Raw genomic sequence first — 16,387 nt, forward strand, 5'->3', positions numbered from 1 at the left:
AGTGCGGAATAAAATCGGACAAATACGAAAACAGGAGGAAATGATTTGAAAAAAAATACACCAAAAATAAAGGTTATACCCTTGGGCGGCCTTAATGAAATAGGCAAGAACATGACCGCAATAGAGTATAAGGATGAAATAATATTAATTGACTGCGGGCTTAGCTTTCCGGAGGAAGAAATGCTGGGAATCGACATAGTAATACCAGACATTTCATATCTTATAAAGCACAAGGACAAGGTCAAGGGCATTTTTCTGACTCACGGACACGAAGACCATATAGGGGCGCTGCCTTATTTTCTCAAAAAAATAAATGTGCCTATTTATGGTACAAAGCTTACGCTTGGCCTTGTGGAGTTCAAGCTGAAAGAGCACAAGCTTGGCAATGTCAAGCTTCAGGTTGTCAAGCCGGGACAAATTCTTAAAAAGTCCAACTTCGAGGTTGAATTCATACGGGTAAACCACAGCATAGCCGATGCATGTGCTATAGCAGTGCATACTGAGGTTGGGACAATATTCCACACGGGCGACTTCAAGATTGACCATACTCCGATAGACGGAGACCTCATGGATTTTGGAAGAATAGCCGAAATTGGAAGCAAGGGCGTACTGCTTATGCTGGCAGAGAGCACAAACGTCGAAAGGCCAGGAGCTACCATGTCTGAAAAGACTGTTGGCGCCACGCTTGACGAAATATTCAGCGGAGCCAAAAGCAGGATTATAGTGGCGACTTTTGCTTCCAACGTGCACAGGTTGCAGCAGGTTATAAATTCTGCGGACAAATACCACAGGAAGGTCGTAGTTTCGGGAAGATCCATGGTCAATGTAGTAGGCGTCGCAAGCGAACTTGGGTACCTTAATGTACCTGAAGGGCTTATGATAGACATAAATGACATGGGAAATTATAATGACAGTGAGCTTGTACTTATAACAACAGGATCGCAGGGTGAACCTATGTCGGCGCTTTCGAGGATGGCGGCATCTGAGCACAAGAAGCTTGATGTGCAGCCGGGAGACCTGGTTATTATATCTGCAAATCCAATACCGGGCAATGAAAAACTGGTATCAAGGGTCATAAACCAGTTGTTTGAAAGAGGAGCAGAGGTTATATACGAGGCTCTTGCGGACATACACGTTTCAGGACACGCATGCCAGGAGGAGCTGAAGCTGATGCACAGGCTCGTCAGGCCTAAATTCTTCATGCCTGTCCACGGTGAATACAGGCACCTAAAGCAGCACGGTGAGCTTGCTGTAGAGCTTGGAATGCCAAGGGAGAACATACTCATAGGAAGCAACGGTTCTATCCTTGAAATAGACAGCAAGGGAGCCAAATTCACTGGCAGCGTGCCGTCGGGCAACATACTCATAGACGGCCTTGGCATAGGTGATGTAGGAAACATAGTGCTAAGGGATAGAAGGCATCTTTCTGAGGACGGGCTGATGGTTGTTGTAGTCACAATATCCAAGGAAAACGGCGAGGTGGTAGCCGGACCAGACATAATATCCAGGGGCTTTGTGTATGTGAGGGAATCAGAGGACCTCATGCACAACGCAAGGCTCATAGTTAAAAAGGCTCTTGAGAACTGTTCGGGAAGACAGATAAAGGAATGGTCATATATGAAGAATTCAATCAAGGATGACCTAAAGAACTACCTTTACCAAAAGACAAAGAGGAACCCTATGATACTTCCGATAATAATGGAAGTCTAGCAGTTTATTTCTCATGACATATATGGCCGCTGCAGAATTCGCGGCGGCCTTTTTCAATTAAGGAGGATAGCTTAGATTGATACTTAATATCTTAAAGCAGTTTCCGGCAATACTTATTGCAATATCAGTCCACGAGTATGGACATGCACTTGTGGCTTATGCAATGGGGGATGACACGGCTAAGCGTGCAAACAGGATGACGCTCGATCCCTTAAAGCACATTGACATGGTGGGAATGATAGTTCTCCTTTTGGCCCATTTTGGATGGGCAAAGCCGGTGCCGATTGATGAGAGGAATTTTAGGAACAAAAGACTCGGCCTTTTTGCCGTGTCTCTTGCTGGCCCGGCATTCAACCTGATATGCGCTCTTGTATTCCTCATACTATACAAGCTGGAAGCAGCATTTATTGGAATGTATGCACTAGATGTAATGCTTGCGTATGTATTCAAGTTCAACATACTGTTTGCTGCGTTCAACATGCTGCCTATTCCGCCGCTTGACGGCTCAAAGATGCTGCTTTCTGTGCTGCCAGGCAGCGTGAGCAGATTCTACTGGCAGTATGAAAGTTACGGTACAGTAATACTAATAGCGCTCATATTCACTAACAAGATAGGACTCTTCATATATCCTATTGTGGATGTTTTCGAAAGGATGCTGCTTAGCATAGCATAGGAGTTGATTTGATTTGGGATGCAGCTTTCAGATTGAGGTTTACGAAGGACCGCTCGAGTTTTTATACGAACTCATAAAAAAGCACAAGATTGACATTTGCGATGTTCCCATATATGAAATCACGAGCCAGTTCAATGAATATGTAAAGGAGCTCAAGAGTTTCGACATTGAGCTTGCGAGTGATTTTATAGTGATGGCAGCTGAGCTTCTTGAAATAAAGTCCAGATATCTTCTCTATCTTAGGCAGGAAGAGGATGAAGCAGAGGATCCTAGAAAAGACCTTGTCGAAAGGCTCCTCATATACAATAAGTTCAAGCAGGCAGGAGAACATCTTAAGGAGAAAGCTGTCGGTCTGGGAGAGAGATTCTGCAGGAAGCAGGAAGAAGTGCTGCTTGACGAGGAGTTTCAAATAGAAGACATGAGCATTGAAAGTCTAATGGCAGCCATGGCTCAAATTCCCCAGCGAACCCAGGTGGAGGAGCCGGACTTGATGCAAAGGACCTACAGGAAGAAAAGTTTCACAATGGAGGAAAAGACAAAGCTGATACTCCAGAAGATAAATGAAAGCGAGGATGTGGCTTTTGAAGACATCATCTTCACAGGTACCTCCGAGGAAAAGATAGTAGCATTTCTCTCGGCGCTCGAGCTTGTAAAGAAAAAGTTTATAAAGTTGTGCCAGGCGGGTTTTGCGATGCCAATAACGATACAAAGGCGGGTGGCCTATGAAATATAGTGAAATACAAAGCAGCATAGAATCGCTTCTTTTTGTCTACTCGGACCCGCTGGATGAAAAAGAAATAGCAGCGGCTCTCGATGCAAGGGAAGACGAGGTTGCAAGGGAGCTAAAGAGCCTTATGATTCACTATGAGGAATCAGGCAGCGGCATCAGGCTCATAAAGCTCAATGGAAAATATCAGCTTGTAAGCAACCCTATGAATGCAGGCTGCATAAGAAAGCTCTTTATGCCTTCAAGAAGAAAGTCACTTACTCAGGCCGCGCTTGAAACTCTGGCCATAATCGCCTACAAGCAGCCGGTTACAAAAATAGAGATCGAAGACATAAGAGGGGTAAAGTGCGACAAGCCGCTCAAGACGCTTGCGGAATATTCACTCATTGAAGAGGCCGGAAGGCTAAAAAAAATCGGGAATCCGATACAGTACAGGACGACCGAAGAATTTCTGAGAGTGTTCGGCTTGGAATCCTTGAAGGAGCTTCCGCAGCTGGATTCCTTCAAAGAGCAAAGCGATTAATTCATTAAAAAGATAGGAACTGATACTCAAAACCTGAATAATTCAGGTTTTTTTTGCAGTTATGGCCATCAAGCAGTATTTGAATAATCGGCTATGTAGTATATAATAAAGCTATAGACTGATGAAAGTGAATTTTAATGCAAAAGTATAAGGAGCTGCTTATGAGGCTGAACAAATATATTTCACTCTGCGGAATTGCATCAAGGCGAAAGGCCGATGAGCTTGTGTTGCAGGGCAGGGTTAAAATCAATGGCATTAAAGTCGAAGAGGTAGGGGTTCAGGTTGAGCCAGGAATTGACACTGTCGAGATAGATGGAAATTCAATAGTTCCGGAAGGTGAAAAAGTATACATAATGCTCAACAAACCGGTAGGGTATGTCTCGACAGCAAAGGATCAATTTGGAAGAAAGACTGTGCTGGATCTTGTCGACACGGATAAAAGGGTTTATCCCGTGGGACGCCTTGATTATGACACGTCGGGGCTTATTATTCTCACAAACGACGGAGATTTTTCATATGCCATGACACATCCCAAGCACGAGATTAAGAAGGTGTATATAGCTAAAATAAAGGGAAAACCAAGCCTGGCACAGATAGCGCTGTTTGAACGAGGTCTTAACATAGAAGGCTATAAAACAGCTCCGGCCCGTTTGGAGCTGCTTAAATACGAGCCCGGTCCCGATGAAAGTGTTGTAAGGATAACGATACACGAAGGCAAGAACAGACAAGTGAGAAAAATGTGTGACGCCATAGGACATGGAGTCATCTCTCTCACTAGGGTCCAGATAGGACCACTAAAGCTTGGCGAACTTGAAAAGGGCAAGTCAAGGAGGCTTAAAGCCGATGAAGTCAAAATCCTGCTTGAGGCTGTATCGATTTAGAAATGGCACATCAATATAGTCAAAGATTATAATGAGACGGAGGAGATAGTATGCTTGAGCTTACAAGGATAAAGCCCCAGGACATCCAGCGGCTGGAGGATATGCTTAAGGAGAAGGGTATTGGCAAATGCAGCCATGAAAACTGCATGGTAATATATGATGGCTCGGAAATAACAGGTGTCGCAAGTTTTGCAAGACATGGCAGCATCGCCATTTTGGAAAACATAGCAATATTAGGTGGAGACCCTGGAGACAGGTTAAAGGACGGATTGTTAAGGGCGCTCCTTAACATGGCTGATCTGCAGGGCGTCAGGATCTTCATAGTTGAAAAAGGTACTGACTCTGCATTCTATGAGAAAATGGGATTCAAAGGTATATCGCAGAGGGAATTCGTATTGCCGGATGAACTCAAAGGTCTAATCGGTGAGGATAATAAGCACATTTATACTCTGCTCCCGGATTTTTTTGAGCAGGGCTGCAAAAGTTGCAGCAGCTGCAGCGGCTGCAATAAATAGACGGAAGTGATTATATGAACATACTTGTAACTAACGATGACGGCATATATTCAAAGGGCATATACGAGCTTTGCAACGCCATAAAGGATATTGCAAAAGTATACGTAGTGGCTCCCGATGCAGAAAAAAGTGCGGTGGGCCATGCCATAACCATGCACAATCCGCTCAAGATAAAGAAGATTAATTTCCACGGCATCGATTCGATAGAGGCATATGCTGTCAGCGGTACGCCGGCTGACTGTGTGAAGCTGGGCATAGAGGCGATACTAAGGGATGTAGATATCGACCTTGTGCTCAGCGGAATAAACAACGGTTCGAATCTGGGCTCGGATGTCATATACTCGGGCACCGTATCTGCGGCGCTCGAAGCGTACATGCTCGAGAAGGCTTCAATAGCTATATCATACGATGCTAATGGAGATTCATCACACGAGTACAAGATAGCGGCTGATTACATTGCAGAGTTCATTACGGGTAACTACATTGAAAGCAGCGAGCTTAAAAGCTCGGTGCTCAATATAAATTTTCCGAATCTCCACATGCGCAATCCGCTGGGATATAAGACAACAAGACTTGGCATTCGAAGATATGAGAACTCTTTCGAGGAAAGAAAGGATCCCAGAGGCAATACTTACTACTGGATGGGCGGCAGTATAAAGAAAATGCACCAGGAACCCGACAGTGATATTAGCGCTGTGGAAGAAGGGTATATATCTATAACGCCGCTTCAGTTTGACCTTACCAACTATGAAAAACTAAAAGGGATTTCAAAAGCTATAACCAAATAAATTCAAAAGAGGTATCAGAGTATGAATGAAGATAATAAAGATCTCATAAGGATGATTAAGCAGAATTTCACAAAACTAAGCAAGGGGCAAAAGCTGATTGCACAGTTCATAATGGATAACTATGACAAGGCTGCATTCATGACTGCGTCCAAGCTTGGCGATAAGGTCGGTGTAAGCGAGTCTACTGTAGTTAGATTTGCAGGCGCACTGGGATTTGACGGCTATCCGAAGCTGCAAAAGTCCCTGCAGGAACTTATAAAGACAAAGCTGACAACCGTGCAAAGAGTAGAGATGTCGCAGGACTACTCCAGCGACTTTGAAGTGCTTAACAAGATACTCAAATCCGATATAGACAATATAAGAAACACCCTTGAGGATATCAATCCCAAGGCATTTGAAGACGTTATAGACAAGATAGCGTCCGCCAAGAAGATATATATTGTCGGACTTAGAACATCAAGTGCGATTGCCGACTACCTGGGCTTTTATCTGAACCTCATACTGGACAATGTTGTGATTGTTAACTACGGCATAAGCGACGTTTTCGAACAGATTATAAAAGTAAGTGAAGAAGACCTAGTGATAGGAATAAGCTTCCCAAGATATTCTAAAAAGACTTATGAAATACTTGAATTTGCCAAGAAGCAGGGGGCAACTATTGTCTCCCTTACTGACAGCCATATATCACCTATAGCCACGCTTTCAGACAATACGCTGCTGGCCAAGAGCAACATGGCATCCTTTGTTGACTCGCTAGTGGCACCTTTGAGCCTTATAAATGCGCTGATAGTGGCACTCGGTATGAGGGAGAAAGACAAGATAAAGGGATACTTCGACAAGCTTGAGCACGTGTGGAAGGACTTCAACATATATGAGGAGCAGGCGTAGGAATTGCTTTAAAATATAAATGTTTAAAAAATGATAAAAACCGGGGCTCCCCGGTTTTTTGTTTTTTTCATGCTGTCATTTATCGACTATTTATAGTCGCATTGAGCGAAAACGGCTCCATGGAGTACACTTCCTATAGAATCGTGGATAACAAGGTCGGCACGGCTATCATACTGCGTGGAGGATTTATTGATTAATACAAGAGAGGAGCCCCTGAAATAGCGAAGCAATCCCGCAGCAGGATATACAACTAGTGATGTGCCGCCAACTATAAGGGTGTCGGCAGAAGCTATCGCAGCAACGGCGTTTTCTACTACACTATCGTCAAGCGCTTCCTCATACAGCACAACGTCAGGCTTTATGAGACCGCCGCACACGCTGCATCTTGGAACGGTAGAAGAGCTGGATACTATGTATTCCAGGTCGTAGAAGGCCTTGCAGGATGTGCAGTAGTTCCTGAGAACCGAGCCGTGTAGCTCGATGACATTTTTTGAGCCTGCCATCTGATGAAGGCCGTCGATATTTTGGGTGACGACAGCCTTGAGTTTCCCATTGGCCTCCAATTGAGCCAGAGCGCAATGAGCCCGGTTAGGTCTGGCTTGAGGGTAGAGTATCTTTTCTCTGTAGAATTCATAAAACTCGAGTGTATGCGCATCGAAAAAGCTGCGGCTTAGCATAGTCTCGGGAGGATAGGCGCTCCCTGAAGCGGTTCGGTATAAGCCGTTTTCGGAACGAAAGTCGGGAATGTTACTTTCGGTTGAAACACCGGCTCCGCCGAAAAAAACTATTTTATGACTTGACTTGATAATGTCGGAAAGATGGTTGATAGATTCGTTCATAAGAAATACCTCCTATACACATGATTACAATAAGTAATGATAATTTCATTCTAAGTCATTGGTGAAGAAATGCAAGACATAATAAATATCTAAATTAATATTATCGTAAATGATATATGAAATACCATAAAATACATTCAAAAAAATACAAATTTGATATTCCTTTATCTGTTTTAATTAAACCCTCCATGGGTAATCATATAAGGAGCTAATTACACTAACTTATTGGGAGGTTTCAATTATGAAAAAATATGTATGCTTGGCTTGTGGCTATGTTTATGATCCTGAAGTGGGAGATCCGGACAGCGGAGTAGCTCCTGGAACAGCTTTTGAAGATATTCCGGAGGATTGGGTATGCCCACTTTGCGGAGTAGGCAAGGACATGTTCAAAGAAGAATAAATATATCGGGGGTAATCATAGTGAACAAACTTAGAGAGCTTTACAAATGCAGCAAATGTGGCAATGTAGTTGAAGTTGTTGCGGCTGCCGGACCGCCTTTAGTATGCTGCGGAGAAAACATGCAGCTTCTTGAGGCCGGCACTGTTGATGCGAGTCTTGAAAAGCACGTGCCTGTAGTTGAAGAAACAGAAGGCGGAGTGATTGTAAAGGTTGGCAGCGTGCCTCACCCTATGGAAGAAAAGCACTACATAATGTTTGTGGAAGTGCTTACAGAGGGCCAGGTGCTAAGAGCCGAACTTAAGCCTGGACAGGAACCGTCAGCAATGTTCAAGGTTGACAAGAAAGATATAATCGAAGTCAGAGAGTACTGCAATCTCCACGGACTTTGGAAGGCATAAATAACGGCCGCCCTTTTTAAAAGGCGGCTTTTTTGCTGCCTGCAAGACTATCTGTATGTCTCGACTATGTCTATGATCTTTGCTATTATCCTGCCAATAAGCGGCAGGTCAACCCAGCCTTTAAGTATGTATACGGCCACAGCGGCTATAACGGTGAAACCTACGGCCAAGCCGAATCCCCTTGCCATGCCAGCTATGAAATTGACATAAATAAGCCGTTTTGTGCTGCTCATGATGTCTACATATTCTCTTAGCCTGCTCTTGTCTATCAGCACAGCCAGCTCGCTAACTGCTGCTTCAAGCTTCTCCTCTGAGGTTGCTCTTTTATTCTCGTCCAATCAAACTCCTCCATAAATGCATCGTTAGGCTTTATATACCACAATAGCGATTAAATTTAACTGCAATATTAATTCCAGACAGACTAATAAGATAAAATTTATTTAAAAAAATCATTTTAGGTGTTGACATGATTTTGCCGTATATATATAATTAATATCAACATAACATAATATCATTAAAGACTGCGATGGGAAGAGTAGATATAAAACCTCATTCAAAGAGAGCCGATTATGGTGGGATTTCGGCATTGAGTTTATGTTGAAGAACATCCCTGAGTCTCTAACCGAAATGACTAGTTTGTCAAAGTAGACTTAGACGGGGTCAGACCGTTAACATCTGAGCAGTATCGAGTTTAACTCCGTACATGCAGCGAGCGAACTGAATCGTAAGATTTAGTTACTTAGGGTGGCACCGCGAAATCACAGCCTTTCGTCCCTTATTTTGGGATGAAAGGCTTTTTGTTTTTTGTAAATTTTCAGATTCGTACGTGATATGACATAGGGAGGAATTTAGAATGGAAAACACTATAATACCAAAGGACTATTCTCCACAGCTTACACTTAGAGAGACTGAGGTGGCAATAAAAAGAATAAAGGACTATTTTGAAAGAATGCTGGCACAGGAACTAAACCTGACAAGAGTTTCAGCTCCGCTGTTCGTCAAACCTGAATCAGGACTAAACGACAACCTAAACGGAGTGGAAAAGGCGGTTTCATTCGAAATGCACGCTGATCCGGGTTCTAGGATAGAGATAGTTCACTCACTAGCAAAATGGAAAAGAATGGCTCTTTACAGGTACGATTTTCATGTTGAAGAGGGACTTTATACAGACATGAATGCCATTAGAACACACGAAGAGCTTGACAACCTGCACTCGATATATGTCGACCAGTGGGACTGGGAAAAGATAATAGCAAGAAGCGACAGAACCAAGGACAAGCTAAAAGATATAGTAGAAGGCATATACAGCGTGTTCAAGAAAACCGAGGAATACCTCTACAAGCTTTATCCTCAGTTTGGCAAGATACTTCCGGAGGAGATATTCTTCATAACTACACAGGAGCTTGAGGACAGATATCCTGGGTTTACTCCTAAGGAAAGAGAGGATGCCATAACTAGAGAAAAAGGTGCAGTATTCCTTATGGAGATAGGCCACAAGCTCGCTTCGGGCATGAAACACGATGGAAGATCGCCAGACTATGATGACTGGACACTAAACGGCGACATACTATTCTTCTATCCTCTGCTCGACAGAACCATAGAGCTCTCATCAATGGGAATAAGGGTTGACGAGGAAGCCCTTGAAAAACAGCTTACTATTGAAGGCTGCGAGGACAGAAGAGAGCTTGACTATCACAAGCTGCTCCTTGAAGGAAAGCTTCCATGCACCGTAGGAGGAGGTATAGGCCAGTCAAGAATGTGCATGTTCTTCATGAGAAGAGCGCACATAGGCGAGGTTCAGGCATCTGTTTGGCCTGAATATATGAGAGAGGCGCTTAAGGATTCTAACATATTCCTCCTATAAAATAAAATTTTTTTTCAAAAAAAAGATACTATATGCAATTGACTCAAAAACATCAAATTTGTATAATTGTATACAAAAGAGCGATAAAAAACATTTTGTTTTTTATCCGTACTAATAATATAGACGAGGTGAAGATATGGGATTAAGTTTAGCGTATAAGGTACTAAAAGATCACCTTATAGAAGGAGAACTAAAGCAAGGACAGGAAATATGCATCAAAGTTGACCAGACGCTTACTCAGGATTCAACAGGAACAATGGTTTATCTTCAACTTGAAGCCATGGGAGTGGAAGGCGTAAAGACAGATCTTTCTGTAGCCTATATTGACCACAACACTCTTCAGCAGGGCTTTGAAAATGCTGATGACCACGAGTTTATAAAGACGGTTGCTGCAAAATACGGAATAGTTTACTCTAAGCCTGGCAACGGCATATGCCACCAGCTTCAGCTTGAAAACTTCGGCAAGCCTGGAGCAACGCTTCTAGGCTCAGACAGCCATACTCCTACAGGAGGCGGCCTTGGCATGATTTCCATAGGAGCCGGTGGACTGGACGTTGCGGTTGCTATGGCCACAGGCAAATATTTCATGAAGGTGCCAAAGGTTATAAATGTCAAGCTTTCTGGAAAACTAAGCCCATGGGTTTCTGCAAAAGACATAATACTCCACGTGCTAAGAGAGCTTAGCGTTAAGGGCGGAGTAGGTAAGATAGTTGAATATACAGGAGAAGGTGTAAGCTCACTTTCAGTTACTGACAGAGCTACAATAACTAACATGGGTGCCGAGCTTGGAGCCACAACTTCAATATTCCCAAGCGACTTAAATACACTTGAATATCTTAAGCTTCAGGGCAGAGAGGGCGACTGGAAAGAGATGAGCGCCGACGTGGATGCCACATATGACGAAGTGCTTGAGATAGACCTTTCTACACTTGAGCCTCTTGTAGCGCAGCCGCACAGCCCTGACAACGTAAGGCCTGTAAAAGAGATAATAAACCTCAAGGTTGACCAGATTTCAATAGGAAGCTGCACTAACTCTTCTTATTCAGACCTTATGAAGGTTGCAGGAATACTAAAAGGCAAGAAGGTGCATCCTGATGTAAGCCTTTCAATCGCACCGGGCTCAAGCGCAATACTAAAGACTCTTGCTGAAAACGGAGCTCTTGCTGACATGATAGCTGCCGGAGCAAGGATACTAGAGTGCGCATGCGGACCTTGCATAGGAATGGGCCAGGCGCCAAAGACTGATGCAATTTCACTTAGAACGTTCAACAGAAACTTCTTCGGAAGAAGCGGCACTGAAAGCGCACAGGTATATCTTGTAAGCCCTGAGGTCGCAGCCGTATCTGCACTCAAGGGATACCTCGAAGATCCAAGGATACTAGACATCGAGCTCGACATAAATATGCCTGAAAAATTCGAAAGAAACGACAGCCTGTTTGTATATCCTCCTGCAGACAGAAAGAGTGTTGAAGTAGTGATGGGGCCAAACATAAAGCCTTTCCCTATAAACAAGGCTCTTGGTGACAAGCTTGAAGGAAAGGTTGTTCTCAAGGTTGAAGACAACATAACAACAGACCACATAATGCCTTCAAATGCAAGCCTGCTTCCATACAGATCAAACATACCGCATCTTGCAAACTTCTCTTTCAGCACAGTTGACAAAGAGTTTCCTCAAAGATGTAAAGATAACGGCGGAGGTTTCATAATAGGCGGAGACAACTATGGACAGGGTTCAAGCAGGGAGCATGCTGCACTGGCGCCGCTGTATCTTGGAATAAAAGCTGTAATCACCAAGTCGTTTGCAAGAATACACAAAGCCAACCTTATAAACAGTGGAATCATCCCGCTTGAGTTTGCAGATGCTTCAGATTACGACAAGGTAGGCTTTATGGATGATGTTGAAATTGAAAACATACTAGACATGCTGCCATCAGGCAAAGTAACGCTCAAGGATAAAACAACAGGTGAAAGCATCGAGCTTAAGTTCGAAGGTTCTGAAAGGGATATCGAGATACTAAGAAGAGGCGGATACTTGAACTACGCAAAATCTAACCTTATATAACTTCACAGCAAATACAAATAGTCATGGAAGGGAAGAGTGCTATGGTATCTAATATATTTTCAAAGGAAAAAAACAAATCTTCTCTAAGCTCAAAGATATTCAACGTCTTGAGAGACAACATCCTTGAAGGCAAATACGTGCATGACGAAAAGCTTATTGAGGTAAAGCTGGCCCAGGAACTCGGTGTCAGCAGGACTCCTGTGCGAGAAGCCTTAAAGCAGCTCGAATTGGAAGGACTTGTTGAGAATATACCCAATAAAGGCGTAGTAGTTAAGGGCATCTCAAAGCAGGATATCAGCGACATATACACAATAAGGCTGGCAATCGAAGGGATAGCTGTTGAGTGGGCTATGGAGAGAATGTCTGAAGAGGATGTAGAAAAGCTAAAGGAGATATACGAGCTCATGGAATTCTATACTCTCAAAAAAGACTACCTCAAAATATCAGAGCTCAACACCCAGTTCCACGAGGTAATATACAAAGCCACAAAGAGCAGATATCTCGAGCAGGTGCTAAAGGATTTCCAATACTACATCAAGACTACAAGGAACAAGTCCCTCAGAACACCAGGCAGGCTGGAGAGTGCTCTCGAGGAGCACAGAGAAATTCTGGACGCATTTATTACAAAGGATCCTAAAAAGGCAAGAGAGGTTCTTGAAAACCATATAGATATATCGAAGCTCAATGCACTGAAATTGGAGGACTAAAGGAGGAATAATCATGGCTATAACAATCAAGAGCATATACAGAAACCAGGAAGCTCATATTGATCAGGATGTGCAAATATACGGATGGGTTAAGACTACCCGCTCTTCAAACAAAATAGGCTTCATAGAATTAAATGACGGTTCATTCTTCAAGAACATACAGGTAGTGTTCGATGACAGCCTGGATAACTTCAAGGAGATTGCAAAGCTGCCTATAAGCTCTTCTCTTTATGTAGAGGGTAAAGTTGTAAGAACTCCCGATGCCAAGCAGCCATTCGAGATACAGGCTTCGCTTATTAAAATCGAGGGCAATTCCAATTCAGACTATCCTCTTCAGAAGAAAAGACACACGCTTGAATACCTAAGGACTATAGCTCACCTTAGGCCAAGAAGCAACACGTTCTCAGCCGTATTCAGGCTCAGATCGGTGGCTGCGTATGCAATCCATAGATTCTTCCAGGACAGAGGCTTTGTCTATGTTCACACTCCAATAATAACGAGCAGCGACGCAGAAGGCGCCGGCGAGATGTTTAGAGTTACAACGCTCGACATGAACAACCCTCCGCGCAAGGAAGACGGACTTATAGACTACTCTCAGGATTTCTTCGGAAAAGAAGCAAGCCTTACAGTAAGCGGCCAGCTTGAGGGAGAGATGTTCGCGCTTGCATTCAAGGACATTTATACTTTCGGGCCTACATTCAGAGCTGAAAACTCGAACACAGCAAGACACGCATCGGAATTCTGGATGATAGAACCTGAAATTGCGTTTGCAGACATAAATGACAATATGAATCTTGCAGAAGACATGATAAAATACGTCATAAGCTATGTGCTTGAAAACGCTCCTGAGGAGATGGAGTTCTTCAATACGTTCATAGACAAGGGAGTACTTGACCGCCTTGAAAATATAGTGACTTCTGATTTTGAGAAAATAACTTACACTGATGCAATAGATATACTTCTAAAATCAGGCCACAAATTTGAATATCCTGTAGAGTGGGGAATGGACCTGCAGACAGAGCACGAAAGATATATCACTGAGCAAGTGTTCAAAAAGCCTGTATTCGTAATCAACTATCCTGCTGCAATTAAGGCGTTCTACATGAGACTAAACGAGGACGGCAAGACTGTTGCCGCCATGGACCTGCTTGTTCCTGGCGTAGGAGAAATAATAGGCGGAAGCCAGAGAGAAGAAAGGCTTGATGTGCTTGAAAAGAAAATCGAGAACATGGGCCTTAGCAAAGAAGACTACTGGTGGTATCTTGAGCTTAGAAAGTACGGCGAGACAAAGCACTCAGGCTTTGGACTCGGATTTGAAAGACTCATAATGTATATGACAGGTATGTCAAACATAAGAGACGTTATTCCTTGCCCAAGGACACCAGGTTCAGCTGAGTTCTAATATTTAAAACCCACAAAACAGCCGCTTTCATATAGCGGCTGTTTGTTTTGAACAGCCAAAAAAAGCGAACGTAATTCGGCTTTTTTATGATATAATATTATACATGTTCAAACTATATTTGATAAAGGAGCGTATAATATGAGCAATTACGAATATTACAAGAATCCTTTGATTGAAAGATACTCAAGCAGAGAGATGAGCAGCATATTTTCAGATATGTCAAAATTCACTACCTGGAGAAAGCTATGGATAGCCCTTGCAAAATGCGAAAAGGAACTGGGGCTGAATATAACTGACGAACAAATAAAAGAACTTGAAGAAAATGCTGAAAATATAAATTTTGAAGACGCAATCAAATTTGAGAAAGAAACCAGACACGATGTAATGTCACATGTCAAGGCGTACGGCCTTCAGTGCCCGAATGCAAAGGGAATAATACACCTGGGCGCTACAAGCGCTTATGTAGGCGACAACACAGACGTACTGCTTATGAAGCAGGCACTGGAGCTTACCAAGGTAAAGCTTGCAAACCTCATGAACAATCTGGCTCAGTTTGCCCTTCAATACAAGGACATGCCGGCTCTTGGCTATACGCATTTCCAGCCTGCTCAGCTAACCACAGTGGGCAAGAGAGCTTGTCTTTGGCTTCAGGATCTCCTGCTGGACTTTGAAGAGATAGAATACAGAATCGAAAACCTAAAGATGAGGGGAGTTAAGGGCACTACTGGGACACAAGCCAGCTTCCTTAAACTCTTCAACGGCGACCACGACAAGGTCAAAAAGCTAGACGAAATGGTCTGCAAAAGCATGGGAATTGAAAGCAAATTCACCATAACAGGCCAGACATATACAAGAAAGCAGGATTACCTGGTGCTTTCATCGCTTTCTTCGCTTGCCCAGTCAATGCACAAGATGACTAATGACCTGAGGCTGCTTCAAAACCTTAAGGAAGTGGAGGAACCTTTTGAGAAAAACCAGATAGGTTCTTCTGCAATGGCATACAAAAGAAATCCTATGAGAAGCGAAAGAATATCCTCTCTTAGCAAATATGTAATGTCTCAGAGCCTTAATCCGGCGCTTATATTCTCAACTCAATGGTTCGAAAGAACACTAGACGATTCTGCCAACAGAAGACTTTCCATACCAGAGGCTTTCCTTGGAATAGACGCCATATTGGAGATCGGAATAAACGTCACAAGCGGCCTTGTAGTATATGAGAATGTCATCAAGAAGCACGTTAACGAAGAGCTTCCTTTCATGGCTACTGAGAACATACTTATGGAGGCTGTTACTCGCGGCGGCGACAGACAGGAGCTCCACGAGAAGATAAGGGAATATTCTATGGAAGTAGGCGAGAGAATCAAAATGCAGGGTCTCGACAACAACCTTATAGACAAAATTATTGCTGATCCTGCCTTCAATATGTCCAAGGAAGAGATACTAGACATAATTGACCCGACCAAATTCACAGGAAGAGCTCCTGAGCAGGTTGTGGATTTCATCACTGAAGAGATTATGCCAGCAGTAAACAGATGCAAGGAAAAGCTGGGCATGAGCGTAGACTTGAAAGTATAAATATTTAGACAATTAAAACAATTATAAATATTTTTGAATAAAAGCTCCCGATTTGGATATATATATTGTATCTGTTTTGGGAGCTTTTATTAAATTGTTGAATTTTTAATATTTTAGCAAAAATGAATAATCGCTGCATAAATAATTCTGTTTTTTTGATTTCGTCATCAAGCTACAAAAAACCTCAAAAAAACTTTTTCTTTGTGCAAACGGTTTCATCGGCTGAATCCAAGTGGTTTCAAATATTTCAAGGTTTGCACTGTACATATTGTATACAATGTTGTGAATATTTAGACGGAAATGCTTGCATGTTGCGTTAATGTTTGATAATATAAACATACGCAATTATCAATAAATTTATCTTATAGAAGGGACGGTGGTGTGTGGAAAAAAAGTGGCGAAAGTAGCAATTATAATTAAGGGGTTAGTGGTTTT

17 protein-coding genes and 1 other annotated feature are annotated in these 16,387 nt (G+C 42.9%); of the genes, 15 read left to right on the forward strand and 2 right to left on the reverse strand.

The window, feature by feature from the left end; genetic code table 11:
- The first annotated feature begins 45 nt into the window (after positions 1–45).
- The 8 genes from GT589_RS05555 to GT589_RS05590 all read left to right on the forward strand — a co-directional run bounded on the left by GT589_RS05555 (position 46) and on the right by GT589_RS05590 (position 6,705).
- Positions 46–1,710 (forward strand): ribonuclease J, encoded by a 1,665-nt coding sequence (locus GT589_RS05555; RefSeq protein WP_293397230.1) that lies wholly within the window; start codon positions 46–48, stop codon positions 1,708–1,710.
- A 76-nt stretch (positions 1,711–1,786) separates the two neighbouring features.
- Positions 1,787–2,383, forward strand: a complete 597-nt coding sequence (locus tag GT589_RS05560) for a site-2 protease family protein (RefSeq protein ID WP_293397233.1) — start codon at positions 1,787–1,789, stop codon at positions 2,381–2,383.
- Positions 2,384–2,396: 13 nt separating this feature from the next.
- Complete coding sequence (locus tag GT589_RS05565; protein ID WP_293397236.1) at positions 2,397–3,116, forward strand: segregation and condensation protein A; 720 nt, start codon at positions 2,397–2,399, stop codon at positions 3,114–3,116.
- Positions 3,106–3,633 carry an SMC-Scp complex subunit ScpB gene (gene scpB / locus GT589_RS05570; protein WP_293397239.1) on the forward strand — a complete coding sequence of 176 codons (528 nt, stop codon included), beginning with the start codon at positions 3,106–3,108 and terminating at the stop codon, positions 3,631–3,633. The genes GT589_RS05565 and scpB overlap by 11 nt, the downstream gene beginning before the upstream one ends.
- Positions 3,634–3,770: 137 nt before the next feature.
- Positions 3,771–4,514: a pseudouridine synthase gene (locus GT589_RS05575; protein WP_293397242.1), complete on the forward strand. Its 744-nt coding sequence runs from the start codon at positions 3,771–3,773 to the stop codon at positions 4,512–4,514.
- Positions 4,515–4,564: 50 nt separating this feature from the next.
- The gene (locus GT589_RS05580; protein ID WP_293397245.1) at positions 4,565–5,029 is read left to right on the forward strand and encodes a GNAT family N-acetyltransferase; all 465 of its coding nucleotides are present in this window, start codon (positions 4,565–4,567) and stop codon (positions 5,027–5,029) included.
- Between the two features lie 14 nt (positions 5,030–5,043).
- Positions 5,044–5,817 (forward strand): 5'/3'-nucleotidase SurE, encoded by a 774-nt coding sequence (surE, locus tag GT589_RS05585; protein WP_293397248.1) that lies wholly within the window; start codon positions 5,044–5,046, stop codon positions 5,815–5,817.
- Positions 5,818–5,838: 21 nt separating this feature from the next.
- Positions 5,839–6,705, forward strand: coding sequence for a MurR/RpiR family transcriptional regulator (locus tag GT589_RS05590; RefSeq protein ID WP_293397251.1), 867 nt, complete (start codon positions 5,839–5,841; stop codon positions 6,703–6,705).
- A gap of 86 nt (positions 6,706–6,791) precedes the next feature.
- Here the strand turns inward: GT589_RS05590 and GT589_RS05595 are convergent, their stop codons facing one another.
- Complete coding sequence (locus GT589_RS05595) at positions 6,792–7,544, reverse strand: NAD-dependent protein deacylase (protein WP_293397254.1); 753 nt, start codon at positions 7,542–7,544, stop codon at positions 6,792–6,794.
- A 241-nt stretch (positions 7,545–7,785) separates the two neighbouring features.
- On the opposite strand from GT589_RS05595, the gene rd reads away from it, so the two are divergent.
- A complete protein-coding gene (rd, locus tag GT589_RS05600; protein ID WP_293397257.1) occupies positions 7,786–7,944 on the forward strand; it encodes a rubredoxin in 159 nt (52 codons plus the stop codon).
- A gap of 20 nt (positions 7,945–7,964) precedes the next feature.
- Positions 7,965–8,342 (forward strand): desulfoferrodoxin, encoded by a 378-nt coding sequence (locus GT589_RS05605; RefSeq protein ID WP_293397260.1) that lies wholly within the window; start codon positions 7,965–7,967, stop codon positions 8,340–8,342.
- Positions 8,343–8,389: 47 nt separating this feature from the next.
- Here GT589_RS05605 and GT589_RS05610 read toward each other — a convergent pair whose 3' ends face one another.
- Positions 8,390–8,680, reverse strand: coding sequence for a DUF5665 domain-containing protein (locus GT589_RS05610; RefSeq protein ID WP_293397263.1), 291 nt, complete (start codon positions 8,678–8,680; stop codon positions 8,390–8,392).
- A 176-nt stretch (positions 8,681–8,856) separates the two neighbouring features.
- Positions 8,857–9,121, forward strand: a binding site (T-box leader).
- Positions 9,122–9,195: 74 nt separating this feature from the next.
- Between GT589_RS05610 and asnA the strand changes: the two genes are divergently transcribed.
- The 5 genes from asnA (at position 9,196) to purB (ending at position 15,952) form a co-directional block, all read left to right on the forward strand.
- The gene (gene asnA / locus GT589_RS05615) at positions 9,196–10,206 is read left to right on the forward strand and encodes an aspartate--ammonia ligase (RefSeq protein WP_293397266.1); all 1,011 of its coding nucleotides are present in this window, start codon (positions 9,196–9,198) and stop codon (positions 10,204–10,206) included.
- A 136-nt stretch (positions 10,207–10,342) separates the two neighbouring features.
- Entirely contained in the window at positions 10,343–12,268 is a 1,926-nt protein-coding gene (locus tag GT589_RS05620) for an aconitate hydratase (protein ID WP_293397269.1), read from the forward strand.
- A gap of 41 nt (positions 12,269–12,309) precedes the next feature.
- Positions 12,310–12,975 carry a GntR family transcriptional regulator gene (locus GT589_RS05625; RefSeq protein WP_293397272.1) on the forward strand — a complete coding sequence of 222 codons (666 nt, stop codon included), beginning with the start codon at positions 12,310–12,312 and terminating at the stop codon, positions 12,973–12,975.
- A gap of 13 nt (positions 12,976–12,988) precedes the next feature.
- Positions 12,989–14,377 carry an asparagine--tRNA ligase gene (gene asnS / locus GT589_RS05630; protein ID WP_293397274.1) on the forward strand — a complete coding sequence of 463 codons (1,389 nt, stop codon included), beginning with the start codon at positions 12,989–12,991 and terminating at the stop codon, positions 14,375–14,377.
- Between the two features lie 138 nt (positions 14,378–14,515).
- Positions 14,516–15,952, forward strand: a complete 1,437-nt coding sequence (gene purB, locus GT589_RS05635) for an adenylosuccinate lyase (RefSeq protein ID WP_293397275.1) — start codon at positions 14,516–14,518, stop codon at positions 15,950–15,952.
- Positions 15,953–16,387 lie beyond the last annotated feature (435 nt).

Source organism: Peptoclostridium sp., from assembly GCF_009881055.1.
Lineage (GTDB): Bacteria > Bacillota > Clostridia > Peptostreptococcales > Peptostreptococcaceae > Peptoclostridium_A.